Below are 22,989 nucleotides of genomic sequence, written 5' to 3' on the forward strand. Positions count from 1 at the left end.
CCCCGCATAACCGGAGACTTACTATGGGTATTTTCGACTTTCTGTCCGGCGAGTTCATCGACGTCATCCACTGGGTGGATGACACGCGCGACACGATGGTGTGGCGCTTCGAACGTGAAGGCCACGAGATCAAGTACGGCGCTAAGCTGACGGTCCGCGAAGGCCAATCGGCAGTGTTCGTGCACGAAGGCCAGTTGGCGGATGTGTTCACCCCCGGCCTTTACATGCTGGAAACCAACAACATGCCGGTGATGACCACGCTGCAGCACTGGCATCACGGGTTCAAATCGCCGTTCAAATCAGAGATCTACTTCGTCAACACCACGCGGTTTAACGACCTGAAGTGGGGCACGAAAAACCCGATCATGCTGCGCGACCCGGAATTCGGACCGACCCGCCTGCGTGCTTTCGGCACCTACTCGATCAAGGTCACAGACCCGGCCAAGTTCCTGATCGAGATCGTTGGCACCGATGGCGAATTCACGATGGATGAGATCAGCTTCCAGATCCGCAACATCATCGTGCAGGAATTCAGCCGTGTGATTGCTGGCTCGGGAATTCCGGTTTTGGACATGGCCGCCAACACGGCCGATCTGGGCAAGCTGATCGCGACGGAAGTGTCAAAGACCCTAGCGGAATACGGCCTGACCCTGCCGGAGTTCTACATCGAGAACATCTCGCTGCCGCCAGCAGTGGAACAAGCCTTGGACAAGCGCACCTCTATGGGGCTGGCTGGCGACCTTGGCAAATTCACCCAATACTCTGCGGCTGAGGCAATGACAGAGGCAGCCCGCAACCCCGCCGGTGGTGGTGGCATGGGCGCTGGTCTTGGCATGGGTATGGGCATGGCGATGGCCAACCAGATGGCCGCAGGCCCTTGGGGCGCGGTCCCGGTTCAGCAAACCGCTCCGGTGGCACCCCCGCCGCCGCCCGTCGAGCATGTTTGGCACATTGCCGAAAACGGGAAGACCAAAGGCCCCTTCTCGAAAGCCGACATGGGCAAGATGGCTGCCGAAGGTGGCCTGACGCGGGAAACTTTTGTCTGGACCCCCGGTCAAGATGGCTGGATGAAGGCCGAAGACGTGACCGAGCTGGCTCAGCTGTTCACCATCCTGCCCCCACCCCCTCCGCCCGGCGTTTAAATTTGACTTAGGTTCCACCCATGGCTCAGGCCGAACACCGTTTTCCCTGCGATCAATGCGGAGCTGACCTCCGCTTTGATCCGCAGGAAGAACAACTGATCTGCGACCACTGCGGCAATGCCCGAGATGTGGCTGACGCTGGCCCTTGGGGCGGCGTCATTGCCGAGCTTGATTTCGATCGGGCTGTCTCTGACCAACTACCCGCGCAGGAGATGAAAGAGTCTCGCACCATCACCTGCCCCAACTGCGGTGCGCATGTTGAATTCGACGCCGATGTGCATTCCCACGAATGCCCGTTCTGTGCGACGCCGGTTGTCACGGACACGGGCGTCGAGAGGCAGATCAAACCCAAAGGTGTTCTGCCATTCGCGCTGGACGAGACAGCCGCCAGACGTGCGATGAATGATTGGCTGGGGCGCTTGTGGTTTGCCCCAAACGGCCTTCAGGAATATGCCCGGAACGGTCGTCGGATGCAGGGCATCTATGTCCCCTACTGGACGTTTGACGCGGATACGAAATCGCGCTATCGCGGCGAGCGCGGGATCGTTTATTACGAAACCAAACGTGTCATCCGCGACGGAAAAACCCAGACAATTCAGGTGCCAAAGGTTCGCTGGACGCCAGCCTCGGGCCGGGTGGCGCGGTTCTTTGATGACATCCTGATCTTGGCCTCTCGCAGCCTGCCAAAGCGGTACACCGACAACCTGCAGCCATGGGATCTTGAAGCAATGGAGCCCTATCAACCGGAATACCTCGCCGGGTTCCGCGCCGAGGGTTACACCGTTGATCTGCAGGACGGGTTTACCGAGGCGCGCGCGATCATGGATCGCCGTATTGAACGGGACGTCCGCTTTGACATTGGTGGGGATCGGCAACGTATCCACAACATTCAGACACAGATCAGCGACGTAACCTTCAAGCACGTCCTGCTTCCTGTCTGGTTGGCTGCCTATAAATACCGGGGCAAGACCTATCGCTTTGTGGTCAATGGCCGCTCTGGCCGCGTACAGGGCGAGCGTCCTTGGTCGGCCTGGAAGATCGCAATCGCGGTGGTGCTTGGTCTGATCGTGGCTGGCGCGGTTGGATATATCGTGGCGCAGAATCAATAAGGGGTCCGGGCGCCCCCGGACCCCTCATTTGTGTCAGCCTCTCTGGATCGGCACCTCGGTACCGCCGTCCCCAGATTTCTTGGCCTTCTTGCCAATCGAAAGGGTCAGAACACCACCTTTCAATCTGGCAGCCACGTTTTCTGGGTCGGCCTCTGGTGGAAGCCGAAAACTGCGCGAGAAAGACCCGAACTGGCGTTCGCTGAAATACCAGCTATCGCCCTTTTCTTCCCTCTCAGACCGCTTTTCACCTTTCACCGTCACCACACCATCATCCACCGAAACCTTGATGTCTTCCTCCTCGACACCCGGCAATTCGATCGCGATGTTGTATCCGTCCTCACCTACCGACGCTTCGGAAGCAGGGGCGAACCATTCGGCCACACGGGATCCTACCTGACGGAAAGGATCGTACAGCGAAGGCCAGAACCCGCTGGCATGCGACTTTTCAACCATCTCAAAACCTCCATTCCGTGGGATTGTCCCACACCGGGTAATTACCGCGCGAGGGGGCTGAGTCGCTTTGACCCAAGTCAATCTAGGCTGTAGGTCGATCTAGAGAATATGAGGAGACAAGAATGCGGGCACTTCTACAGCGCGTGACCGAAGCAAACGTCAAAGTCGACGGGAAGGTTATCGGTCAAATCGGCCCCGGCCTTCTGATCCTTGTCTGCGCCATGCAGGGCGACGATGAAGAGAGCTGTCAGAAGATGGCAGCCAAGATTTCGAAGCTACGGATTTTCAAGGACGACGAGGGGAAGATGAACCGCTCGTTGCTGGATACGGAAGGGGCGGCGCTTGTGGTCAGCCAGTTCACCCTTGCAGGCGATACCTCACGTGGAAACCGTCCGGGGTTCTCGACCGCCGCGCGACCAGATGAAGGTAATCGGCTTTACGAACACTTCAGCGACTGCCTGCGCGAAACAGGCGTTCACGTGGAGAACGGGAAGTTCGGCGCCGATATGGCCGTGTCGCTGGTCAATGACGGCCCTGTAACTCTTTGGGTCGATCTGTAAACCGCCAAAAGAAAACCCGGACGCCATGGTCCGGGTTCTCAGAATATCTGGTCTGAAATCTTATGCGGCTGTCGCTTGGTTTGCCTCGACCAGCCAGTTCATCACAGTCTCGGGCGAGGACACACCATAGGGGTCTTCGCCGTGGTTGTCAGACAGGCCAGGCTCTTCGAACCAAGCCTCGATCACACCATCGTTGACGATGGCAGCATAGCGCCAGGAACGCAGCCCAAAGCCCAAGTTATCCTTACGCACCAGCATACCCATGCGGCGGGTAAATTCACCCGAGCCGTCGGGGATGACTTTGACATTCTCAAGCTTCTGGTCGGTCGCCCATTTGTTCATGACGAAGCTGTCGTTAACCGACATGCAGAAGATCTCGTCGATGCCTTGCGCGGCGAAATCGGCAAATCCGTTTTCAAAACCCGGCAATTGGTAGGTGGAACAGGTCGGGGTGAAAGCACCCGGCAACGAGAACAGCACAACGCGCTTACCTTTGAAATAGTCCTCGGTGGACATGTCCTGCCAGCGGAAGGGGTTCGAACCTTCGATGCTTTCGTCACGGACACGGGTGTGGAAAACGACGTTGGGAAGCTTGGTTCCAGCTTTCATTGGGTGCTCCTGAAATTTGATTTGGGAGCGCGGAGTTAGTGTGATTCTAAGTCACCCTCAATGCTATTTTGCTGCGACGCAGCGAAATCTTTATGTGCCGCTTAGATGCTGCGGAAACAGACCATCTCAGACTTACAATCGAAGGAAATGGTGCTGCTGGAGAGAATTGAACTCTCGACCTCTCCCTTACCAAGGGAGTGCTCTACCTCTGAGCTACAGCAGCAGCGTGGGGCGCTGATTAGACCCTAAAGCGGAATGGTGCAAGCGCAAATTCGCGGTTTTTTGCGCGAAGATGCCGAAAGCCTTTTTTCCAAGGGCCACGGCATCTGGACCGGGCTCGCTTGCTGGGTTAGATGAGGGCATGGACAAGAAAACCGCCCCCACAAAACTGTCGAAGAAGGACGCAGAGCGCGAGACCCGCCTCAAAGCGGCCCTCAAAGCGAATATGGCCAAGCGCAAGGCGCAGGCCCGGGCGCGCGCGGATAAAGAGACATAAGGCGAGCAGATGGATTCGATTCTGGTGAAAGGCGGCGCAGAGCTGCACGGTGAAATCCCGATTGCAGGTGCCAAGAACGCCTGCCTGACGCTGATGCCGGCAACCCTGTTAAGTGACGAGCCGCTTACACTGACCAACGCGCCACGCCTGTCGGACATTCGTACGATGACCGAATTGCTGGCCTCTTTGGGTGCCGAGGTGACCTCACTGCAAGACGGTCAGGTGCTGGCCATGTCCAGCCACGATCTGAACAACCACGTCGCTGACTATGACATCGTGCGCAAGATGCGGGCCTCGATTCTTGTGCTGGGCCCAATGCTGGCGCGTCACGGTCACGCAGTGGTCTCGCTGCCAGGCGGCTGCGCGATTGGCGCCCGTCCGGTGGATCTGCACCTCAGGGCGCTGGAAGCCATGGGTGCGGAGCTGGAACTGAAAGAAGGCTACGTTCACGCCACTGCCAAAGGCGGTCTGAAGGGCGGCACGTTTGAATTCCCATTTGTGTCTGTCGGGGCGACAGAAAACGCGCTGATGGCGGCCACTCTGGCCAAAGGCACAACCGTTCTGAAGAACGCTGCGCGCGAGCCAGAGATCGTTGATCTTGCGCACTGCCTGCAAAAGATGGGTGCGCAGATCGAGGGCGAAGGCACTTCGACTATCACCATTCAGGGTGTCGACCGCCTGCATGGCGCGACCCACCCCGTCGTGACCGACCGGATTGAGCTAGGCACCTACATGCTTGCCCCGGCAATCGCTGGTGGCGAGGTCGAATGCCTTGGCGGCCGCATGGATCTTGTTGCTGCCTTTGCCGAAAAGCTGGACGAGGCCGGGGTTTCGGTCGAGGAAACCAAACGCGGGTTGAAAGTAAGCCGCAAAAACGGCCGTGTGGATGCTGTGAACGTCGCGACAGAGCCCTTCCCCGGTTTCCCCACCGACCTTCAAGCCCAATTCATGGCACTGATGTGCACCGCCAGCGGCACCAGCATTCTGGAAGAGAAAATTTTTGAAAACCGCTTCATGCACGCCCCCGAACTGATGCGCATGGGCGCTCAGATCGACGTGCATGGGGGCCACGCCACTGTCACCGGCGTCGAACGCCTGAAAGGCGCGCCGGTCATGGCGACCGACCTGCGGGCTTCGGTGTCGTTGATCCTTGCCGGTCTGGCTGCAGAAGGTGAAACCGTGGTCAGCCGCGTCTATCACCTTGATCGCGGTTACGAGCGGGTCGAAGAAAAGCTGGGCGCTTGTGGTGCCTCGATCGAAAGGATCAAGGGCGAATGATGGAAGACGCAAAGTTCGAAGATGGCGGCGAACACCCGCTGTATCTTGGGGCAGAAAGCTCCGAAGATCTGCAGGTTCTTGCTTCTCTGACTCAAGACGCCGTTTTCCCGGTTACCGAAATGACCTACCGTGCGTCCGAGCGCCGCTTTGCCATACTTCTGAACCGCTTCCGTTGGGAAGACGTAGGTGCCGCCAAGGCACGTGGTCGCGATTTTGAGCGGGTACAATCGGTTCTGGACTTCGGGGACGTGCTGAAAGTGTCGTCTCAGGGCGTTGACCGTTCTGACAGTGACATGATCCTGTCCCTGCTTTCGATCGATTTTGAGGCCGGCGAAGACGGCGCAGGCCGCGTCATCCTGACCTTGGCAGGTGACGGCGCAATTGCGTTGGACGTGGAATGCATCAACGTCACCCTGCGGGATGTGACGCGCCCCTATATCGCCCCGTCGCGCAAGGCCCCCAGCCACGACTGAGGGCCTTGGTTTCTATTCCTGAATAGACTCCAGGTAATACGCGATCGAAAGAACCCGACCTCGGATGATCGTTTCGGCCCCATAGGGCCCTGCCATCCCGGCCAGCTCACTTTTGAAAACGTCGCCCCAGATTGGCATTTCGCCCCCTGCCATGGGCGGCCTGTCGCCGTGGCCTCGCACACCGGTCCGTCCATCGACGATGTGGATCACGTCGAGCATTGGGAACTCGTCGTTGTTTCTTGACTTGATGGTCGTCAGATCAGGCAAGGGGACATTCAGGTATTGGGCGAGATAGCCGTCCCCTTTACCTGCTTCTCCGTGACAAACCGCGCAATTCTCTTGGAATGCGGCTTTTCCAGCTTCATCTGCCAGCGCAGGCCCGCTGAGGGCAGCAAACATGCATGGCAGGACGTAGTGAAACAACTTGTGTTTCATTTTCTCCTCCTCAGTTGCTTGTTCGCGCATTTGGGCTTTTGCCAGCTTCAGGATTCCATTGATCAAAATTCCGAAGCAATGATCTTGATCAACTTCCCCAAACTTAACCCCCTATTCTTCAACGCAAGGGTTCAATCCGGCGAAGAAACCGACTAGAGGGAATGAAACTATTCTAAGAGTCATCCATGCCGGTTTTCTTAAATACCCAAGATGCGGGATTTGAAGAGGCGTTCCTCTTGCTTCTCTCTGCGAAACGCGAAGACAGCCCAGATGTCGATGAGACCGTTGCTGGGATCATCGCGGACGTGCGCGCACGGGGAGATGAGGCTGTTCTGGAACTGACCGCGAAGTTTGACCGGCTGGAATTGACCGCCGACCAGATGGCCTTCACGCCCGAAGAAGTTGACCGGTACTGCGCGCAGGTTTCTGACGAAGAGCGCAGCGCGCTGGAATTGGCCGCCGACCGCATCCGCGCCTACCACGAACGCCAGCTGCCCAAGGACGACAGCTGGACAGACGATGCTGGCGCGACACTTGGCTGGCGCTGGACGCCGGTGTCGGCTGCGGGGCTTTATGTGCCGGGCGGACTGGCCTCTTACCCGTCTTCTGTCTTGATGAACGCGATACCGGCCAAGGTGGCCGGCGTGGGCCGGTTAGCGATCACGGTGCCGACACCCGATGGCGTGGTGAACCCCTTGGTGCTGCTGGCCGCAAAGCTGGCAGGCGTAGACGAGATCTATCGCATTGGTGGGGCACAAGCTGTGGCCGCTTTGGCCTATGGTACAAAAACAATCGCGCCAGTGGACAAGATCACCGGACCGGGGAATGCCTTTGTGGCTGCAGCAAAGCGCAGGGTTTTCGGCAAGGTCGGCATCGACATGATCGCAGGCCCGTCCGAGATTCTTGTGATCGCGGACAAGGACAACAACCCCGATTGGATCGCGTTGGACCTGCTAAGCCAGGCAGAACATGACGAGAGTGCGCAGTCGATCCTGATCACTGATGACGCCGCCTTTGGCCAGTCGGTCGCAGAGGCCGTGGAAAAACGCCTTGAGACACTGGACCGCCGCGCCATCGCGGGTGCCAGCTGGCGCGACTTTGGTGCAATCATCACCGTGGACTCGCTGGATCAGGCCGCAACCCTGTCTGATCGCATCGCACCAGAGCACCTAGAGCTTTGCGTGGCTGACCCCGACGCCCTTTCTGATAAAATCACACATGCTGGTGCGATCTTCCTTGGGCAATATACGCCCGAAGCCATTGGTGACTATGTCGGCGGCCCGAACCACGTTCTGCCCACCGCGCGCTCTGCCCGGTTCTCGTCGGGCCTTAGCGTGATGGACTTTGTGAAGCGGACGACGCTTGCCCGAATGACACCCGCTGCGTTGCGCGCGATCGGCCCTGCGGCAGAATGCCTTGCTGACTCTGAAAGTCTTCAGGCGCACGGTTTGTCCGTCACTGCCCGCCTTAAATCATTGAACGAGAGAGACGCATGAGCACCTCTGTCCTGACCAAGGTTGCCATCGACGACAGCAACCTGCCCGCCCCGACACCCGAAGTCGAACAGGAACGCCGCGTTGCGATCTTCGATCTTCTGGAAGACAACAGCTTTGACCTGCCCGAACGGGATGGCGTGAAGGTTGACGGCCCTTTTCACCTGCTACTGGCTGTTCGTCAAAAGCGTCTTGTCTTTGAAATTTCGCTGGAAAGCGGCGATCTGGTCCGCGAATTCCAGTTGGGACTAGGCCCCTTCCGGCAGGTCGTGAAAGACTATTTTCAGATTTTCCAAAGCTATGTCGAAGCGGTCAAGAAATTGCCCCCCGCCCAGATCGAGGCGATCGATATGGCCCGCCGTGGCATCCACAACGAAGGCGCACGCCTTTTGCAGGAACGCCTAGAGGGCAAGGCCGAGATTGACATCGACACCGCCCGCCGATTGTTCACCCTGATCTGCGTCCTGCACTTCGGAGGCTGATAGTGGCGACAGGTCTTCCCTCTTCGGTTTTGTTTTGCTGCGACCACAATGCCATTCGGTCGCCGATGGCCGAAGGCATCATGAAGAAACTGTATGGCACAGAGTGCTATATCCAGTCTGCTGGCGTGACGAACGACCTTGAAATCGACGGGTTTGCCATCGCCGTTTGCAAGGAAATCGACGTCGAACTGTCCCGCCACCGCTCGCGTTCGTTCGAGGAAATGCAGGACTGGGGCGACGACCTATCGGGTTATGATCTGGTGGTGGCCCTGTCTCCCGCCAGTCAGCGCGCCGCGCTAGAGCTGACACGCTATTTCCATCTCGAAGTCGAATATTGGCCGATCATGGACCCCACCGGCTTTGGTGAAACACGCGAGGCCAAGCTGCAGGCGTACCGAAACACGCGCGACCAGATCAAGGAAAAGCTGATCGCCCGCTTCGGCCCGCCCGCATAGTCGTCCAAAACGCCGCGATATGCGCCATTTTGGCCGCGCATGGGCAGCATTTACCTGAATTAGACCTTGAAAAACCCTGTTTCGGGGCGCATTTAGGGGCAGCCCGCAAAGGGGCGAATGAAACGTATCACAGGAGTGACCATGGCCAAGGAAGAAATGCTCGAATTCCCCGGCGTCGTAAAGGAACTCCTGCCGAATGCGACTTTCCGGGTCGAGCTTGAGAACGGCCATGAGATCATCGCACACACGGCAGGCAAGATGCGCAAGAACCGCATCCGCGTTCTGGCAGGCGACAAAGTGCAGGTCGAAATGACCCCCTACGATCTGACCAAGGGTCGGATCAACTATCGCTTTAAATAAGCGCTGCTGACATGAAACTGATCCTCGGGTCAGGCAGTCCGCGCCGCAAGGAATTGTTGGCGCAAATTGGCGTTATGGCCGACGAGATCCGTCCACCCGAGATCGATGAAACCCCGCATAAGGGCGAACTGCCTCGCCCTTATTGCGCGCGCATGGCCATCGAAAAGGTTCAGGCCGTTCCGGCGGCGCCTGACGAACTGGTTCTATGCGCCGATACCACGGTCGCCTTGGGCCGCCGCATTCTTGGCAAACCCGAAAACGAAAAAGAGGCCGCAGCGTTCCTGATGGCCCTTTCCGGCCGCCGCCACCGTGTCATCACCGCGGTCGCCCTCAAGTTGGGGGATCGACTGTGGGAGCGTGACGTGGTCACCGCGGTGAAAATGAAGTCACTGTCAGACGACGAGCTGAATACATACCTGCAGACCGAAGACTGGCGCGGCAAGGCCGGCGCCTATGGAATTCAAGGGGCGGCAGGGGCTTTCATACCTTGGATCAGCGGCTCTTTTACCGGGGTTGTCGGTCTACCCGTGGCGGAAACCGCAAACCTGCTGCGCGCTGCCGGATACCCGCTTGGAAAGGATGCCTCATGAAGGGTCGTATCGTCATTCTGGACCAGTTGGGCGGCCATCCCGCTGCCGCCTTGATGGAAGACGGCGTTTTGCAAGACCTTCTGGTCGACAGCAATGAGGTCGCCCCGGGCGCGATTTTCCGCGCCACCGTTGATCGTCAGATCAAAGGCCAAGGCGGCGTGTTCCTGAAACTGCCCGACGGGCGCGCGTTCTTGCGCCAATCCAAAGGTCTGGCCCCAGGTCAAACGCTGCTGGTACAGGTGACTGGCTACGCAGAACCGGGCAAGGCAACACCTGTTACCACACGCCTTCTGTTCAAAAGCCGCTACGCGATCATTACCCCCGGCGCGCCCGGTCAAAACATCTCGCGGTCAATCCGCGACGACGACCTGCGTGATGAACTGACCGTCATTGCCCACGAACAAATGGAAGGCGCAGATGAAAATCTGGGCCTCATCCTGCGCTCTGCCTGCGCGAATGCCCCAGCAGATGAGATCGCCGAAGACATCGCAAATATGCGTGGTCTGGCCGAGGATATCCTACCAGAGACCGCCGGCGCCCCTGAGTGCCTTCTGGACGCGCCAGACGCCCATATGGCCGCCTGGCGCGACTGGTCTGACGGCAAGGTGGACGAAATCATCGACACCGAAGGCAGCTTTGAAGATCTAGGCGTGCTGGACGCGGCCAATGAACTGTATTGGGGCACTCCTCTGGCCGGTGGCGGCAGCCTGTTCGTCGAACCGACCCGGGCGCTTGTCGCGGCAGACGTGAACACAGGGACCGACACATCGCCGGCAGCCGGGCTAAAGGCAAACATGGCCGCCGCGCGTGATTTGCCACGCATCCTGCGCGCTCGGGGACTTGGTGGACAGATCGTCGTCGACTTCGCGCCGATGCCCAAGAAAGATCGTCGCCAGTTGGAGCAAACGCTCAAAGCGGCTTTCCGCGCCGATCCCGTCGACACGATTCTCTCGGGCTGGACCAACCTTGGAAACTTCGAGCTGCAACGCAAACGCGAACGCCGCCCCCTGCCCCAAGGACTGTTTGAATGAGCTGTCCTATCTGCAACGAAAAGACCGTCCAGAAGTACCGCCCGTTCTGTTCGAAACGCTGCGCAGACATTGATCTGGGCCGCTGGATCAAGGGCGACTACGCGATCCCGGCAGACGATCCCGAGAGCTTGGAAGAGGCTGCTTCAAAGCTCCAATCAAATCCTCCGATAAGACACTGAATTTTTCTCAAAATGTCTCTGGACACTGCCCAGCGCTAAGTCTAGAACACCGCAACCCAAGCGCAACGCGCTTTCCCGTGCCCGGGTAGCTCAGGGGTAGAGCAGTGGATTGAAAATCCTCGTGTCGGTGGTTCGATTCCGCCCCCGGGCACCATTCCTTACTAAAATAGAGACGACGAATTCACGCTTAGTAGCTTAAGCAGAATTCTGAATTCACAACTGTTCAATTTAGGCAAAATCCCTGTATTTCCGCTTGTTCAAAGCGATCAAACGGATGCCTGCAATTGGTTGGAGAAGCTTCGGCTCATACAGAACAAATAGCGTCAGCAGCGACACCAGTAGGCCGCTGCTGAGATTCGTTTTGCCAGTGCTAACTAGGCCTCAAGTTCAGTTTTTTTGACCAAAGGGCGATCATTGTTATTGGTCTTTGACTTGGTGTGAATGATCACGAAAACCACCAAAACGGCGCCCGCAATATTTGCCATCAGATTGACCGGCCAGAATGCCAATGCTCCGCCCACAACTAGGGCAATCACATCAAGAACGCCAAGTGGTCCTTCACTGTACATTTTGATCAGCGCATTGGTGGCATAGATGCCGAACAATCCAAAGAACCCAACCTGCGCCACTTCTAGGAAATCACCCGAGATCAACGGGGTATAGGCGAACATTAACGGAACGATGTACAAGCCCTTGGCGATCTTCCAGCTTTCAAAGCCGGTTGCCATGGGGCGGGATCCGGCAATGCCTGCGGCTGTGAAGGACGCAAGGCAGACCGGTGGGGTCACGTTGCTGTCTTGGCTGAGCCAGAAGATGATCAGATGTGCGATCAGCAGGTAGGTCGTGGCGACCGTTGGGTCGACCAGCACGGGCCGGATGGTCACGGCAATTTCGAAAGGGATAGCCTTGATCAAGTCCCAAGCCTCTGGCCGCGTCATACCTTCGGCAATTTTTGCCACGTTCGGGTGATCCACCAAGAAAAAGAGCGCGGATTTTGCCGGGTCCGCAATGCCGGCAACCAATTGGTCGACAATCAAAGTGTCCGACATGATCCCGGCCAGCGCAGGCGCGGTCAGAATGGCCAGAATAATGTAAGCCGCCGTCACTGGCAGGCCCATGCCCAGCACCAGTGACACCAGCCCGATCAGCACAATTGCCAAGACCATCGAACCCTGCGACCACTGCGCAATCATCAAAGAGAACCCGTTACCCACACCGCTGGTGACGATGGCGTTGTTCATGATACCGATGGTGACCAGCAGAACAGCGGTCATGATCGAAGACCGGATACCCGTGCTAAACGCCTCTGCAATTCTAATCGGGCCCATCGAGACGGGTTTGAACATCCCTTCGGGCATGATTTTGGTCAGAAGGGTCGTGGCCCAAGAGGTCAAGACCAACGCGACAATCGCCCAACACGCCGCAAATGCAGGGGTTACACCGGACAAGAGCATCCAGATCATCACAGTCAGCGGGATCACGAAGACCAGACCGCCCGACAGCAGCTTGCCCTTGTCGACGGTCATGTCGATTTCGGAGCCGGCATCGTATTTGACGGCTTCGATCCGAACGATGAAGGCGACCGAGAGGAAATAAAGGATCGCAGGTACGATCGAGACGGTGACGATCGTGGCGTAGGGGATTGAGGTGTAGCTTGCCATGACAAAGGCCCCTGCCCCCATGATCGGCGGCATCAACTGCCCTCCGGTCGAGGCGGCGGCCTCCACCCCCGCGGCGAACTGCGGGCGGAAGCCGTTGGCCTTCATCAACGGGATGGTGATGACACCGGTCGAGGCCGTGTTGGCGATGGCAGAGCCAGAGATCGTGCCAGTCAGGGCCGAGGACAGGATTGCAACAAATGCCGCACCGCCCTTGATACGCCCTGCAACGACCTTGGCCAGTTCGATGACAAAATTGCTGGCTCCGGATACGACCAAGAACCCGCCGAAGATCATGAACAAGGTGATGTTGGTGGACGAAATGCTGGCCAGAATGCCGAACAGACCTTCGTCATTGTAAAGCGTGCGGAACATCACGTCGTTCAGCGGCAGACTGGCTGCCCTGAAGACACCCGGCAAATAGCCACCAAGGAAAAGGATATAAGACAGCGCCAAAACCACCAGAATGGGGATGACCCAGCCAGATACCCGACGCGAAAGATCAATACAGGCAAAGACAAGGATAAAACCTGCAGCCCAGTCAACAATGGTCAGCTGCCAACCCTGCCCGGTTACGGCCAACGAGCGGTCATAGACCGAGTTCTCGGCACCAGCGACCCAAAGCGCGGCGGCCGCAACGATAATTCCGTAGGAAAGATCGAAAATCCAAGCGCCCTTGCTTTCCGCGCGAGCGCCGAAGGGGCTGTACATGACCGAGGCCAGAAAGGCGAAACCTGCGAAATGGATCGCGTTCTGCCAGCGGCCGGGCTCGATCAGGGCAACGTTCGTTACGACGTGCCAGATGCCAAACGCCACGGTCAGGGCAATCAATAGGAACGATCTTGTATTCTTGTTGTTTATGTTCAGCACGTCGTCGCGGCTGTACTCTTCAGAAGCGTCCATCTTCATCCCCCTCCCATAGTCTAGGGGCGGCGCTATTTCGCGCCGCCCCTTTATTTTTGATTAGTTCTTCAGGTGATCAGGGATCGTCAGGCCAACTTCTTCATAGTAGCGCTGCGCACCGGGGTGCAGCGGTACCGGCAGGCCTGCCATGGATTTCTCGATCGCCATAGCTTTGGTGGCCGGGTGGATCGCCTGCAGGAACGGCAGGTTTTCGTACATGGTTTTGGTCAGCAGGTAGACGTGCTCTTCGTCAACGCTGTCATTCACAGCCAGGAAGTTCGGCTGCGCAATGGTGTTGATGTCTTTGTCCTGACCCGGGTAGGTGCCAGCAGCGATGGTGTAAGGCACCCAAAGGTTCCGGCCGCCGTCCATGGCTGCCAGTTGGTCAGCGGTTACGTCCAGTACGGTAAACTTGCCTTGGTTGGCTGCCATCAGCTTGGTGATCGCACCGGTGGGCGGGCCAGAGGGGATGCCAGCTGCCATCGCCTGACCGTTTGCCAAAGCGTCTGCGGTCGGGCCATAGCCTGCGTAAACAAGTTCAAAGTCCGCGTCGATGTCGATGCCAAGGCCAGACAGCAGAACACGGTTCGAGCCAATGGTGCCAGAGTTCTGGCTACCCATACCGGCCGACATGCCTTTCAGCGCGACAAGGTCTTCAACGGTGCCAGAGGCGGCCTTTTCGGTCGGAACGACAAACTGCTCAACGTTCTGCCATAGCATGGAGACCGAACGGATGTTCGGCTGAGGCTCGGTTACCGGGCCAGTGCCGGTCGCGGCGTAAGAACCGAACAGACCCTGCAGAATTGCGAAATCCGCGGTGCCCGCACCCAGTGCCTGAACGTTCGCGCCCGAACCTGCTGAGTTAACAGCGGTCAGAGAGAAGCCTTGCTTTGGCAGCAGTTTGACCTTCGACAAAGTCGAGATCGCCGTGCCAACCGGGTGATAGGTGCCACCGGTCGAAGCTGTGTTCAGGACATAGTCCTTGTTTTCGGCGTGCGCCAGGTTCGCGGTCACAGCAAGTGCCGCGCCCATTGTGAGCGCTTTGAAAAGTTTCATTGGTTTCCTCCCATGTGAATCGCCAATTGGTGATGCGAAGAGGATAAAAATGTCGGCTACTTGCGGATAGGAAAAAAAGCGCAGTGCCTGAAAAAACGCCCTGCGGAAACCCGCAGGGCGTGAAAATAGCCTATTCCGCGGCTAAAAGGCCCGACTTATCAATGCCAAGTTTCACGATCTTCTCGTTCAAAGTACGGCGACCGATTCCCAATTGGGCTGCTGCATCGTCCATCCGGCCTTCCTGCGCCATGATCGCCTGACTGATAATCTGCCTTTCAAAGGCCGCCACAGCCTCGCGAAGGGTCTGCGGAACACTGGGCCCATCATCTTCACCCTGAATGGCACGCTGGACCGAACTGCCACCACGTTTCGAGGCCAGCACAAAACGCTCGGCCACGCTTTGCAGCTCGCGTACGTTGCCCGGCCAGTCATGGGACAGCAACGCCTTATAGTCGCTGTTCGACAGTTCGGGCACGGGCACGTCATAGACCGACGACAGACGTTGCAAGTAGTGGCGGAAGACGAGCAAGGTGTCTTCACCCCGATCAACAAGGCTTGGCAGGTCAATCACCAGCGTATTCAGCCGGAAAACAAGGTCCTGCCGCATCCGCCCTTCAGCCACGGCAGCTTGCGGGTCTTCGGAAGCCGCGCTTATTATTCGCACATCGACCTCAACCGGGGTGTCTGCCCCTAAAGGTTCGCACAGTTTGGTTTCGATCACGCGCAGGAACTTTGACTGGGTCTCAACCGGCATCGAGGTCAATTCGTCCAGAAACAAGGTCCCGCCGTTTGCCCGCTGCATAAACCCACTTGGGCGGTCGGTAGAACCGAAGACGGTTTCCTCGAACCGATCGGGTGGGATCACAGCGCAATTGACAGCCACAAAGGGTGCCCCCGGCCCTTTTCCCAGATCATGCAAAGCGCGGGCAACCAGTTCTTTACCGGTACCGGTGCCACCGGTCACCAGAACGTTTGCGGGGCTTTCGGCGAAGTCATGAATCTTTTGTCGGATGGCCACGATACCCGGGCTGTCACCGATCAAAATCTGCTCCAGATCCGTCAGCGACGAGAGGCGTTTTTCCAGCCTGCTGGTGCTGTCCATCAGCCGCTTCAGTCGGGTCGCGTTGCCCACAAGGGTCAGCAACCTACGGGGATCAAAGGGCTTTTCCAGAAAGTTATAGGCCCCGTTCTGAATGGCCTCGACTGCCATGGGAATGTCGCCGTGGGCTGAAAACAAAACGATGGGAACCGACGACAACTCTGCCGCTTTACGTTGGAATTCCAACCCGTCCATGCCCGGCATTTGAACGTCGGACAGCACGACATCCACTGTACCTTCGCGCAGCAATTTCAGCGCCTCGTTGCCCTCGCCCGCACAAGTAACCCCGTAGCCCGCCTTGCCAAGCAGGTGCGACAGAGACACTCGCATCTCGCGGTCATCGTCAACGACCAGCACGTCCCCTTTGTTCATGAAAGACCCTTTCTTGCTGCGGGCAGTGAAATCGTAAAGCGCGCGCCGCCACCTGCGCAGTCTTGGGCGGAAAGGGTTCCGCCATGGGCGCGGATGATCTCGGCCGTAATTGCCAGCCCCAGCCCCATGCCGACACCCGAGGACTTGGTGCTGAAGAACGGCTCTTGCAGCTGTTCCAAAGTCATTCCGTTCAGTCCGGAACCACTGTCCGTGACATGAATCAGAACGTTGTCACCTTGTTTGTCACAGTTCAAAACAATCGAATTCGCACCGGTCCCAGACGAGGCATGCATGGCATTGCGCAACAGGTTCACCATCGCCTGTTCCAGTTGGAACTGGTCTGCTTCAACCACGCAAGGTGTTTCTGATGGCGTCCAACTGACTGTCATGTGGGCCGCATCCAGATCATGCTGAAGCAGCGCAAGCGTGCCTTTGAAGACCGTTTTCATGTCGATCGGGCGTTTCTCATCCCGATTTCCTTGCGAGAAAAAGCGCAGTTGCTTGGTGATGGCTTCCATGCGTTCGATCAGGCGCTTGAAGTTGTACAGCGTTTCCGGCGAGGTGATTTCATTGCCGATTTCAGCCGCCAGCAGATGGTTTTTCAGCGCCGATATCGGCTGGCCCAACTCATGCGTGACCGACGCCGCCAATTGCCCAAGTGCCGCCAATTTCGAGGTGCGCTCAAGTTCGTCCTTGGCCTCCAACAGGCGTTGGTTGGCTGCGGCCAGTTCTTCCCCGCGCCGTTGTGACACCAGAAATGCCGCAGCGATCCGTTGAGACCGCAGGAAAGCCGCAAAACCGATCAGCACCGCAATCAAAGAGCCCAAAAGCACTGTCGCACCAAGGGTTTGCCGCTGGATCATGGCTTCGGGTGTCAGATAATGGACCGTCCAGTCCAAGAACTCTGTCTGACCGGCAGTTCGAAGGAACGACTGCCCATCCAGATTGATACGACTGTCGCCGGACGCCTCCCAAGTCAGGCTCTCCAACGGTTCCGTTCCGAATTGGCGGCTGTTCACGATTTCTGTTTTACGGCTGTCATCCAGTGGGGAAATAGTTCGAAACAGCCAATCGGGGTTTGATGACAGCAACACGACACCGTCCGAATTCGTGGCAAGAACGTACTCTCCGCGCTCTTCCCAGGAAAACTGCAACTCACTGATGTCCAGCTTGATGGCAACCACCCCGACCAAACCACCAGATACTGATCGCAGTGGTTCAGCAACAAAATACCCGGGCCGACCCGTAGTTGCCCCAATCGCAAAGTAGTCGCTGCGTTCACCTGCAACGGCCCTCTGGAAATACGGGCGGAACCCATAGTTGTTGCCAAGGAAACTGTCGGGACTGTCAAAGTTCGAGGCCGCGAAAACCTGCCCGTCCAACGTCATGACATAGATCGCCTCCAGCCGGGAGGCGTCGGCGAATTTCTTCAGTGTTTCGTTTAGGCCGCGCTCTTCTCCGCGGGCGACCTGCTCGGCCAGTAAGGGGTTCTGAGACAAAACAAAGGGTAAGTGCTGATGCTGCTTGATCGCCTCGTTCAGCGATCGCAAGTACAGGCTGTGCTGGCTTTGGGCCACCGAGACCGCCTGATTTTCAAACAGGCGCAGAGCACCGAAATAGGTCGCGACCGTTGTCAGAATAACGGTGACCAAAAGCACCACGACAATGCCCGGCCGGATACGATCCGGGACGTCGATCTCGGGTGTCTGCAAGTCTTTGGTGATGGCCGGGTCAAGCTTCATGTTCCAAGCCTCTCAAAGAAAAGCCTGCACTGCAATCGTCTCGGCCATAACACAGAAGCGTGCCCTGCGGATTTCCGCAGAATAAATGATCGACTTCCTAACAAATCGGCACGGCCTGCTTCTGCTGCTCAAAAAGGCTTCAGCTCGATTCCGGCGGCCTTCAACCGCGCACGAACGACTTTCGCCATCTGCACCGCCTCGGGCGTGTCCCCGTGCAGGCAAATCGTGTCAATCCGCGTGGGAATATGTTTGCCGCTTTCGGTGATGATGGCACCGGCTTCGACCATCCTCAGAATGCGTTCCGCAGCGAGGTCCGGATCATGAAGCACGGCCCCGGGCTTTTTGCGATCCACCAGCGTCGCGTCATCCTCATAGGCGCGATCGGCGAAAATCTCTCCGGCCCAGTTGCATCCAAGCTCTTGTACAACTCGGGCCTGCGCAGTCTCTGCAAGGACCATGATGACAATGTCGGGGTCGACGGACAGCGCCGCCGTGTAACATGCCCGGGCGATCTCGGCATCTTCCGACGCCATATTGGACAGCGCACCGTGTAGCTTCAGGTGCCGGACCTGACCGCCAACCGATCGGGCCACTGCCTGTGCGGCCCCCAGTTGATAGGTCACAAGATTGGTCAGTTCCTCTGCGGTCAGATTGATGCGGCGACGCCCAAAACCCTGCAGGTCGGCAAAGCCCGGATGCGCGCCGATACCAACGCCCTTTTCAACCGCCATTCGCATCGTCCGCGCCATGACATTGGCGTCGCCCGCGTGCCAGCCACAGGCAATATTGGCAGATGTGACCACGTCCAGCAGCGCTGCGTCGTCGCCCATTGGCCAAGGGCCAAAGCCCTCACCCATATCGCTGTTCAGATCTACCTTGGTTGCCATTCTATCCCCCTTCGGGTTCATCCCCCGCAATCATCCCGTCAATCAGGTCATAGCGCAGCAAGTCGCGCATGTCTCGCGGGTCGCGCACCAAGGGCTGAACCTCTTTTCGATACTTGGCCAACCAACCGGTCTCTGGGTCTTGGTTGACCTCAACCCATTGAAACCGCAGCTCGGCGCCAGCCGGGGCTTGCGCCAACTTCGGCAGATCCGAAGGTACGACCGTCCCGATCCGGGGGTACCCGCCGACGGTCTGGCATTCAGCCATTAGCACGACTGGCAGGCCATCGCCGGTAATCTGTATATCGCCCGACAGGATAAAATCCGAAACCAACCCCTGCGCAGCGTCGGGAATGGGCAGCGCGCGTCCCTCTAAGCGAACACCCTGCCGGTTCGCCATAGGCGAGCGCCGATAGGCATTTCTGGCGAACCCCTGGCGCGTTTCCTTCGGGAACAACCCCGTCTGTGGACCGGGCAAAATTCCAATGGCTCCGCCTTTGAACCTGTCTTCTAGCGGCAGAAATTGGCTTGGCTCGCTAAAAGCGGGATCGTTGCCAACAGGCAATTTCTGACCGCTGCTAAGAAAGCTTCCCACACCTGCAGACAGATGGACTGATCGACTGCCTTGCCAAAGCGGTGTCTCTATCCCCCCGGCAAAGGTCAGATAACCGAAGCTGCCAGCCAACAGGCCCGAAATCGTCAGGGCCTGCCCCGGCTCCAATCGATGGCTTGCGTTCCAGACGATCTCTGCCCCGTCGATCGCGGCGCGCATCGGGGCACCGGTCAGGGCAAATCGGACGGGTTGGGTCACGGTGAACTCTCCGCCCGCACCGGCCAGTTCCAACGCAGCAACCGGGGCTGGCAGCGACAGCAGCGCCGCAGCTTCGTACAAGGCCCGCCGGTCCATCGCGCCCCCTTGCGAAAGCCCCTGCGCAACGAACCCGGGCCGACCAAGGTCCTGAACTGTCGCGCCCGGCGCGATGCGTTTGATCTGCAGGGTTGCGGTCATGACGCGCTTTCCACCCTTGCGCCACCCATTGGATCGCCTTGCCGTAACGCGTCAAATTCGGATGGGGACACCGCGTGAAAGCGCACCGCGTCCCCTGCCCTTAGGGGAAAGGACACCTCGGCTTCGGGCTGAAACGGGCGAAAGGCTGTTTGCCCGATTTGCCGCCAGCCGGTTGGGCTTTCATTTGCAAAGAGGACAAGCTGCCGGACCGCCGCCACCAAGGCCCCTGCGGGCACCTTGGGTGTCAGGGCCTCTTGTCGTGGAAACCCCCACCTTTCCGGTAACAGTCCCAGATATGGCTGACCCGGCGCAAAGCCGATCGCCAGAACGCGAATGTCTGTCTCCAGCACTTCTTTGACAGCTTTCACTGGGGTCAGACCGGCCAAGTTTGCAACCTCGGCCAGTTGCGGGGCATACTCCCCGGCGAAACAGGCTGGGATGTGCCAGATGCGGCTTGCCTTGGGTGAAGGGGCCGCGGCCCAGTCCCGCGACTGCAATAGCGACTGAACTGCCGTGTGTATCACCTTGGCGACGCCTGTATCAGGCTCGAACCGGATTAGGACAGAGGCTAGGGCTGGGGCAGTCTCTACCACGCCTTTGGGAAGAACGTCGGCCAATGCCGCTGTGAAGGCCTGCACCGCACCGCTTGCCTGCGGAGACGCCACACGTGCAAAGCGCACTAGCAGCGCGTCATCGCGAAATGGCCATAGTTCAGGGGTTAGCGGATCAGACATGCGCCCACTCTACCCCCCGGGCCGAAATCCACAATCCGAATGCCATCTGGAATTGGGAAAGGAGCCCGGGCGAACCCGGGACCCCACCTATTTTTCGGGGATCAATCCACGCGGGCTGAAACGCAGCACGATTAGCAGCACCAGACCCATGGTCAACAGACGCATATGCGCTGCCGAATCCAGCAGATGCGAACGCAGATCCGAATCCTCGGCCATGCCAGCGGTAATGGCCTGCATCAGCCATTGGCCCATCGGTTCAACCTGCACCCAGAAGAACCAAATCAGGATGCCACCCAGTACAGCGCCCCAGTTGTTGCCGGACCCGCCGACAATCACCATCACCCAGATCAGGAAGGTAAAGCGCAGCGGCTGGTAAGCGCCCGGCGTCAGCTGGCCGTCCAGCGTCACCATCATCGCGCCGGCCAAGCCACAGACGGCCGAACCCAGAACGAAGATTTGCAGGTGGCGGCGGGTGACGTCTTTGCCCATCGCCTCGGCTGCTTCCTCGTTGTCGCGAATGGCGCGCATCAGACGCCCCCAAGGCGACCGAAGTGCCATTTCAGCCATCCAGATCAGTGCCAGAAGCACCACAAGGAACAGCGCGGAATAGCATAGCTTCACGACCACGGCAGAGCCGACAACCGGGTCGAACCCCCAGTTCTGCATCCACTCGACAAAGCGCGTGCTGTTTTGCAGGTCGATCTCATACGGGACCGGGCGTGGGACGCCATAGACGTTCTTCACGCCGCGCGCCAACCAGTCTTCGTTTTTCAGAACGGCGACCACAATCTCGGCGATCCCCAAGGTGGCAATCGCCAGATAATCCGACCGCAGCCCAAGCGCGGTTTTGCCAACGATCCACGCAGCACCTGCCGCAAGAAGCGCGCCGAAGGGCCAGCCGAACAAGACCGGCAGGCCAAGCCCGCCAAGATAACCGGTAACCGATGGGTCTACGGCCTCAATCGCCTCGACCGCCGGATCAAACACGGCGCGATAGGCAAAGAACCCGACCAGCAATAGAACAACCAAAGCCGGTACGCGGTAGCGCGACAGCCGTTTCCACAAGGCAATCGCCCCAACCAGTGTGCCCAAGGCGATGACAAGCGCCAGCACAAGGCGTCCGCCGCCCGCGCTCCACGCTTCGCCAACAGGCGACATGGACATCAGGACGGCACCAAGCCCGCCAAGTGCCACGAAACCCGCGACACCGACGTTGAACAGACCAGCATAGCCCCACTGTAGGTTTACGCCCAAGGACATGATGGCCGAGATCAGCCCCATGTTCAGGATCGTCAGGGCAACGGTCCAACTGCTGAAAAGGCCCGTTCCCAGAAGGGCAAGCGCCACAAGGGCGAAATAGAGAGCGCCACGCATCGTCATACCGATTTCCCCTTGAACAGACCTGTTGGCTTGAACAGCAACACGATGATCAGGATCACGAAGCTAACCGCGTGTTTGTAGTCGGTGGACAGCAGCTGCGCCAAACCTTCGGGCGCAAAGCTTTCCGGCAGGCTATAGGTCAGCACCTTTTTCCACGCATAGGTCACGGCCACCTCGGAGTAGGCGATCAGGAAACCGCCCGCAATCGCCCCCAGCGGGTTCCCCAAACCACCAACAATCGCGCTGGCAAAGATGGGCAGGAGAAGCTGGAAATAGGTGAAAGGTTTGAACGATTTGTCCAAGCCGTAAAGTGTCCCGGCAATCGTGGCCAGTGCGGCAACGATCAGCCATGTGACCATGACGACCCGCTCTGGGTTGATGCCGGACAGCAATGCCAGATCTTCGTTGTCTGAATAGGCCCGCATCGACTTGCCTGTCCGGGTCTTGTTCAGGAACCAGAACAGTGCCGCCACGACGATTACCGCTGTAATGATCGTCAAACCAGCGCTGGTTTTGATGGCCAAACCTTCGCGCAGGCCTGTCATCTCTTTGAAGTCACGCGCCGAAATAATGAAGCGCGCGCCGTCGCCAAACCGCTGGTCGTCGACACCAATGATAAAGCGCACCAACCCGTTCATCACGAACATCACGCCCATTGAGACGATCACAAGCGTCACAGGCGCGGCCTTTTTCTCTCGATAGAACCGATAGACGGCCCTGTCCGTCCCGATCACCAAAGCAGCGGTCGCCGCTATGCCGAAGGGCAGCGCCAAAAGGGCCGTTGGAAGCGGTGCAATCGAGACGCCCATCTTCTGGAACGCCCACGTCACAAGGATCGTCACCATCGCCCCAAAGGCCATCGTGTCGCCATGCGCAAAGTTAGAGAACCGCAGGATCCCGTAGATCAACGTCACCCCAAGCGCCCCAAGCGCCAACTGGCTGCCATAAGCGGTAGCCGGGATGATTACGAAGTTTGTCAAAGCCACGAGGGCATTCAGGAAATCCAT

General features: G+C 58.3%; 25 protein-coding genes and 2 tRNA genes. 14 read left to right on the top strand and 13 right to left on the bottom strand.

Annotated features, from left to right (window positions below; genetic code table 11):
- Positions 1-23: 23 nt before the first annotated feature.
- Together CLM58_RS15825 and CLM58_RS15830 are read left to right on the top strand one after the other, a co-directional pair.
- Positions 24-1,142 (top strand): SPFH domain-containing protein, encoded by a 1,119-nt coding sequence (locus tag CLM58_RS15825; RefSeq protein ID WP_095596827.1) that lies wholly within the window; start codon positions 24-26, stop codon positions 1,140-1,142.
- Positions 1,143-1,162: 20 nt separating this feature from the next.
- Positions 1,163-2,251 carry a primosomal protein N' (replication factor Y) - superfamily II helicase gene (locus CLM58_RS15830; protein WP_095596828.1) on the top strand — a complete coding sequence of 363 codons (1,089 nt, stop codon included), beginning with the start codon at positions 1,163-1,165 and terminating at the stop codon, positions 2,249-2,251.
- 33 nt (positions 2,252-2,284) lie between these two features.
- Here CLM58_RS15830 and CLM58_RS15835 read toward each other — a convergent pair whose 3' ends face one another.
- Positions 2,285-2,704: an Hsp20/alpha crystallin family protein gene (locus CLM58_RS15835; protein ID WP_095596829.1), complete on the bottom strand. Its 420-nt coding sequence runs from the start codon at positions 2,702-2,704 to the stop codon at positions 2,285-2,287.
- Positions 2,705-2,826: 122 nt separating this feature from the next.
- Here CLM58_RS15835 and dtd point away from each other — a divergent pair, with 122 nt between their 5' ends.
- The gene (gene dtd / locus CLM58_RS15840) at positions 2,827-3,264 is read left to right on the top strand and encodes a D-aminoacyl-tRNA deacylase (RefSeq protein ID WP_095596830.1); all 438 of its coding nucleotides are present in this window, start codon (positions 2,827-2,829) and stop codon (positions 3,262-3,264) included.
- Positions 3,265-3,324: 60 nt separating this feature from the next.
- Here the strand turns inward: dtd and CLM58_RS15845 are convergent, their stop codons facing one another.
- The gene (locus CLM58_RS15845) at positions 3,325-3,873 is read right to left on the bottom strand and encodes a peroxiredoxin (protein ID WP_095596831.1); all 549 of its coding nucleotides are present in this window, start codon (positions 3,871-3,873) and stop codon (positions 3,325-3,327) included.
- Between the two features lie 148 nt (positions 3,874-4,021).
- Positions 4,022-4,096 (bottom strand) — tRNA-Thr (locus CLM58_RS15850).
- A 138-nt stretch (positions 4,097-4,234) separates the two neighbouring features.
- On the opposite strand from CLM58_RS15850, the gene CLM58_RS17445 reads away from it, so the two are divergent.
- The 3 genes from CLM58_RS17445 to CLM58_RS15860 are packed head-to-tail and all read left to right on the top strand — an operon-like array spanning position 4,235 to position 6,120.
- Positions 4,235-4,369 (top strand): hypothetical protein, encoded by a 135-nt coding sequence (locus tag CLM58_RS17445; RefSeq protein WP_268236363.1) that lies wholly within the window; start codon positions 4,235-4,237, stop codon positions 4,367-4,369.
- Between the two features lie 9 nt (positions 4,370-4,378).
- Entirely contained in the window at positions 4,379-5,647 is a 1,269-nt protein-coding gene (gene murA / locus CLM58_RS15855; protein WP_095596832.1) for a UDP-N-acetylglucosamine 1-carboxyvinyltransferase, read from the top strand.
- On the top strand, positions 5,647-6,120 hold the full coding sequence (locus CLM58_RS15860) for a DUF2948 family protein (RefSeq protein WP_095596833.1): 474 nt from the start codon (positions 5,647-5,649) through the stop codon (positions 6,118-6,120). Before murA ends, CLM58_RS15860 begins: the two co-directional genes overlap by 1 nt.
- Before the next feature lie 12 nt (positions 6,121-6,132).
- Here CLM58_RS15860 and CLM58_RS15865 read toward each other — a convergent pair whose 3' ends face one another.
- Complete coding sequence (locus CLM58_RS15865; protein ID WP_233133126.1) at positions 6,133-6,585, bottom strand: c-type cytochrome; 453 nt, start codon at positions 6,583-6,585, stop codon at positions 6,133-6,135.
- Between the two features lie 155 nt (positions 6,586-6,740).
- Between CLM58_RS15865 and hisD the strand changes: the two genes are divergently transcribed.
- The 8 genes from hisD (at position 6,741) to CLM58_RS15905 (ending at position 11,299) form a co-directional block, all read left to right on the top strand.
- Positions 6,741-8,051 carry a histidinol dehydrogenase gene (gene hisD, locus CLM58_RS15870; RefSeq protein ID WP_095596834.1) on the top strand — a complete coding sequence of 437 codons (1,311 nt, stop codon included), beginning with the start codon at positions 6,741-6,743 and terminating at the stop codon, positions 8,049-8,051.
- A complete protein-coding gene (locus CLM58_RS15875) occupies positions 8,048-8,530 on the top strand; it encodes a UPF0262 family protein (RefSeq protein WP_095596835.1) in 483 nt (160 codons plus the stop codon). Before hisD ends, CLM58_RS15875 begins: the two co-directional genes overlap by 4 nt.
- A gap of 2 nt (positions 8,531-8,532) precedes the next feature.
- Positions 8,533-8,985 carry an arsenate-mycothiol transferase ArsC gene (locus CLM58_RS15880; protein WP_095596836.1) on the top strand — a complete coding sequence of 151 codons (453 nt, stop codon included), beginning with the start codon at positions 8,533-8,535 and terminating at the stop codon, positions 8,983-8,985.
- 141 nt (positions 8,986-9,126) lie between these two features.
- Entirely contained in the window at positions 9,127-9,345 is a 219-nt protein-coding gene (gene infA / locus CLM58_RS15885; protein ID WP_011455993.1) for a translation initiation factor IF-1, read from the top strand.
- Positions 9,346-9,356: 11 nt separating this feature from the next.
- The gene (locus tag CLM58_RS15890; RefSeq protein WP_095596837.1) at positions 9,357-9,935 is read left to right on the top strand and encodes a Maf family protein; all 579 of its coding nucleotides are present in this window, start codon (positions 9,357-9,359) and stop codon (positions 9,933-9,935) included.
- Entirely contained in the window at positions 9,932-10,966 is a 1,035-nt protein-coding gene (locus CLM58_RS15895; RefSeq protein WP_095596838.1) for a ribonuclease E/G, read from the top strand. Before CLM58_RS15890 ends, CLM58_RS15895 begins: the two co-directional genes overlap by 4 nt.
- The gene (locus CLM58_RS15900) at positions 10,963-11,145 is read left to right on the top strand and encodes a DNA gyrase inhibitor YacG (RefSeq protein ID WP_095596839.1); all 183 of its coding nucleotides are present in this window, start codon (positions 10,963-10,965) and stop codon (positions 11,143-11,145) included. The genes CLM58_RS15895 and CLM58_RS15900 overlap by 4 nt, the downstream gene beginning before the upstream one ends.
- Positions 11,146-11,224: 79 nt before the next feature.
- Positions 11,225-11,299, top strand: a tRNA-Phe gene (locus CLM58_RS15905).
- Positions 11,300-11,519: 220 nt separating this feature from the next.
- Here CLM58_RS15905 and CLM58_RS15910 read toward each other — a convergent pair.
- The 9 genes from CLM58_RS15910 to CLM58_RS15950 all read right to left on the bottom strand — a co-directional run bounded on the left by CLM58_RS15910 (position 11,520) and on the right by CLM58_RS15950 (position 22,989).
- Positions 11,520-13,706, bottom strand: a complete 2,187-nt coding sequence (locus CLM58_RS15910; protein WP_229666080.1) for a TRAP transporter permease — start codon at positions 13,704-13,706, stop codon at positions 11,520-11,522.
- A 60-nt stretch (positions 13,707-13,766) separates the two neighbouring features.
- The gene (locus CLM58_RS15915; RefSeq protein ID WP_095596841.1) at positions 13,767-14,762 is read right to left on the bottom strand and encodes a TAXI family TRAP transporter solute-binding subunit; all 996 of its coding nucleotides are present in this window, start codon (positions 14,760-14,762) and stop codon (positions 13,767-13,769) included.
- Positions 14,763-14,892: 130 nt separating this feature from the next.
- Entirely contained in the window at positions 14,893-16,233 is a 1,341-nt protein-coding gene (locus tag CLM58_RS15920; protein WP_095596842.1) for a sigma-54-dependent transcriptional regulator, read from the bottom strand.
- A complete protein-coding gene (locus CLM58_RS15925) occupies positions 16,230-17,975 on the bottom strand; it encodes a sensor histidine kinase (protein ID WP_095596843.1) in 1,746 nt (581 codons plus the stop codon). Before CLM58_RS15925 ends, CLM58_RS15920 begins: the two co-directional genes overlap by 4 nt.
- A 128-nt stretch (positions 17,976-18,103) precedes the next feature.
- Complete coding sequence (locus CLM58_RS15930) at positions 18,104-18,862, bottom strand: LamB/YcsF family protein (RefSeq protein ID WP_095596844.1); 759 nt, start codon at positions 18,860-18,862, stop codon at positions 18,104-18,106.
- A 1-nt stretch (position 18,863) separates the two neighbouring features.
- Positions 18,864-19,868 carry a 5-oxoprolinase subunit C family protein gene (locus CLM58_RS15935; protein ID WP_095596845.1) on the bottom strand — a complete coding sequence of 335 codons (1,005 nt, stop codon included), beginning with the start codon at positions 19,866-19,868 and terminating at the stop codon, positions 18,864-18,866.
- On the bottom strand, positions 19,865-20,602 hold the full coding sequence (locus tag CLM58_RS15940) for a 5-oxoprolinase subunit B family protein (RefSeq protein WP_095596846.1): 738 nt from the start codon (positions 20,600-20,602) through the stop codon (positions 19,865-19,867). Before CLM58_RS15940 ends, CLM58_RS15935 begins: the two co-directional genes overlap by 4 nt.
- 87 nt (positions 20,603-20,689) lie before the next feature.
- Positions 20,690-21,982 carry a branched-chain amino acid ABC transporter permease gene (locus tag CLM58_RS15945; protein WP_095596847.1) on the bottom strand — a complete coding sequence of 431 codons (1,293 nt, stop codon included), beginning with the start codon at positions 21,980-21,982 and terminating at the stop codon, positions 20,690-20,692.
- Positions 21,979-22,989: a branched-chain amino acid ABC transporter permease gene (locus CLM58_RS15950; RefSeq protein ID WP_095596848.1), complete on the bottom strand. Its 1,011-nt coding sequence runs from the start codon at positions 22,987-22,989 to the stop codon at positions 21,979-21,981. The genes CLM58_RS15945 and CLM58_RS15950 overlap by 4 nt, the downstream gene beginning before the upstream one ends.

This window comes from Actibacterium pelagium (assembly GCF_002285415.1).
Lineage (GTDB): Bacteria > Pseudomonadota > Alphaproteobacteria > Rhodobacterales > Rhodobacteraceae > Actibacterium_B > Actibacterium_B pelagium.

Bases quoted from the DNA above. Each gene is read 5' to 3' on its own strand.
- CLM58_RS15865 (WP_233133126.1), bottom strand. From the start codon at position 6,585: ATGCGCGAACAAGCAACTGAGGAGGAGAAAATGAAACACAAGTTGTTT.
- CLM58_RS15915 (WP_095596841.1), bottom strand. From the start codon at position 14,762: ATGAAACTTTTCAAAGCGCTCACAATGGGCGCGGCACTTGCTGTGACC.
- CLM58_RS15935 (WP_095596845.1), bottom strand. From the start codon at position 19,868: ATGACCGCAACCCTGCAGATCAAACGCATCGCGCCGGGCGCGACAGTT.
- CLM58_RS15835 (WP_095596829.1), bottom strand. From the start codon at position 2,704: ATGGTTGAAAAGTCGCATGCCAGCGGGTTCTGGCCTTCGCTGTACGAT.
- CLM58_RS15940 (WP_095596846.1), bottom strand. From the start codon at position 20,602: ATGTCTGATCCGCTAACCCCTGAACTATGGCCATTTCGCGATGACGCG.
- dtd (WP_095596830.1), top strand. From the start codon at position 2,827: ATGCGGGCACTTCTACAGCGCGTGACCGAAGCAAACGTCAAAGTCGAC.
- CLM58_RS17445 (WP_268236363.1), top strand. From the start codon at position 4,235: ATGGACAAGAAAACCGCCCCCACAAAACTGTCGAAGAAGGACGCAGAG.
- CLM58_RS15950 (WP_095596848.1), bottom strand. From the start codon at position 22,989: ATGGATTTCCTGAATGCCCTCGTGGCTTTGACAAACTTCGTAATCATC.
- CLM58_RS15945 (WP_095596847.1), bottom strand. From the start codon at position 21,982: ATGACGATGCGTGGCGCTCTCTATTTCGCCCTTGTGGCGCTTGCCCTT.
- CLM58_RS15890 (WP_095596837.1), top strand. From the start codon at position 9,357: ATGAAACTGATCCTCGGGTCAGGCAGTCCGCGCCGCAAGGAATTGTTG.
- CLM58_RS15925 (WP_095596843.1), bottom strand. From the start codon at position 17,975: ATGAAGCTTGACCCGGCCATCACCAAAGACTTGCAGACACCCGAGATC.
- CLM58_RS15910 (WP_229666080.1), bottom strand. From the start codon at position 13,706: ATGGACGCTTCTGAAGAGTACAGCCGCGACGACGTGCTGAACATAAAC.
- CLM58_RS15895 (WP_095596838.1), top strand. From the start codon at position 9,932: ATGAAGGGTCGTATCGTCATTCTGGACCAGTTGGGCGGCCATCCCGCT.
- CLM58_RS15830 (WP_095596828.1), top strand. From the start codon at position 1,163: ATGGCTCAGGCCGAACACCGTTTTCCCTGCGATCAATGCGGAGCTGAC.
- hisD (WP_095596834.1), top strand. From the start codon at position 6,741: ATGCCGGTTTTCTTAAATACCCAAGATGCGGGATTTGAAGAGGCGTTC.
- CLM58_RS15825 (WP_095596827.1), top strand. From the start codon at position 24: ATGGGTATTTTCGACTTTCTGTCCGGCGAGTTCATCGACGTCATCCAC.
- CLM58_RS15845 (WP_095596831.1), bottom strand. From the start codon at position 3,873: ATGAAAGCTGGAACCAAGCTTCCCAACGTCGTTTTCCACACCCGTGTC.
- infA (WP_011455993.1), top strand. From the start codon at position 9,127: ATGGCCAAGGAAGAAATGCTCGAATTCCCCGGCGTCGTAAAGGAACTC.
- murA (WP_095596832.1), top strand. From the start codon at position 4,379: ATGGATTCGATTCTGGTGAAAGGCGGCGCAGAGCTGCACGGTGAAATC.
- CLM58_RS15860 (WP_095596833.1), top strand. From the start codon at position 5,647: ATGGAAGACGCAAAGTTCGAAGATGGCGGCGAACACCCGCTGTATCTT.
- CLM58_RS15920 (WP_095596842.1), bottom strand. From the start codon at position 16,233: ATGAACAAAGGGGACGTGCTGGTCGTTGACGATGACCGCGAGATGCGA.
- CLM58_RS15900 (WP_095596839.1), top strand. From the start codon at position 10,963: ATGAGCTGTCCTATCTGCAACGAAAAGACCGTCCAGAAGTACCGCCCG.
- CLM58_RS15875 (WP_095596835.1), top strand. From the start codon at position 8,048: ATGAGCACCTCTGTCCTGACCAAGGTTGCCATCGACGACAGCAACCTG.
- CLM58_RS15930 (WP_095596844.1), bottom strand. From the start codon at position 18,862: ATGGCAACCAAGGTAGATCTGAACAGCGATATGGGTGAGGGCTTTGGC.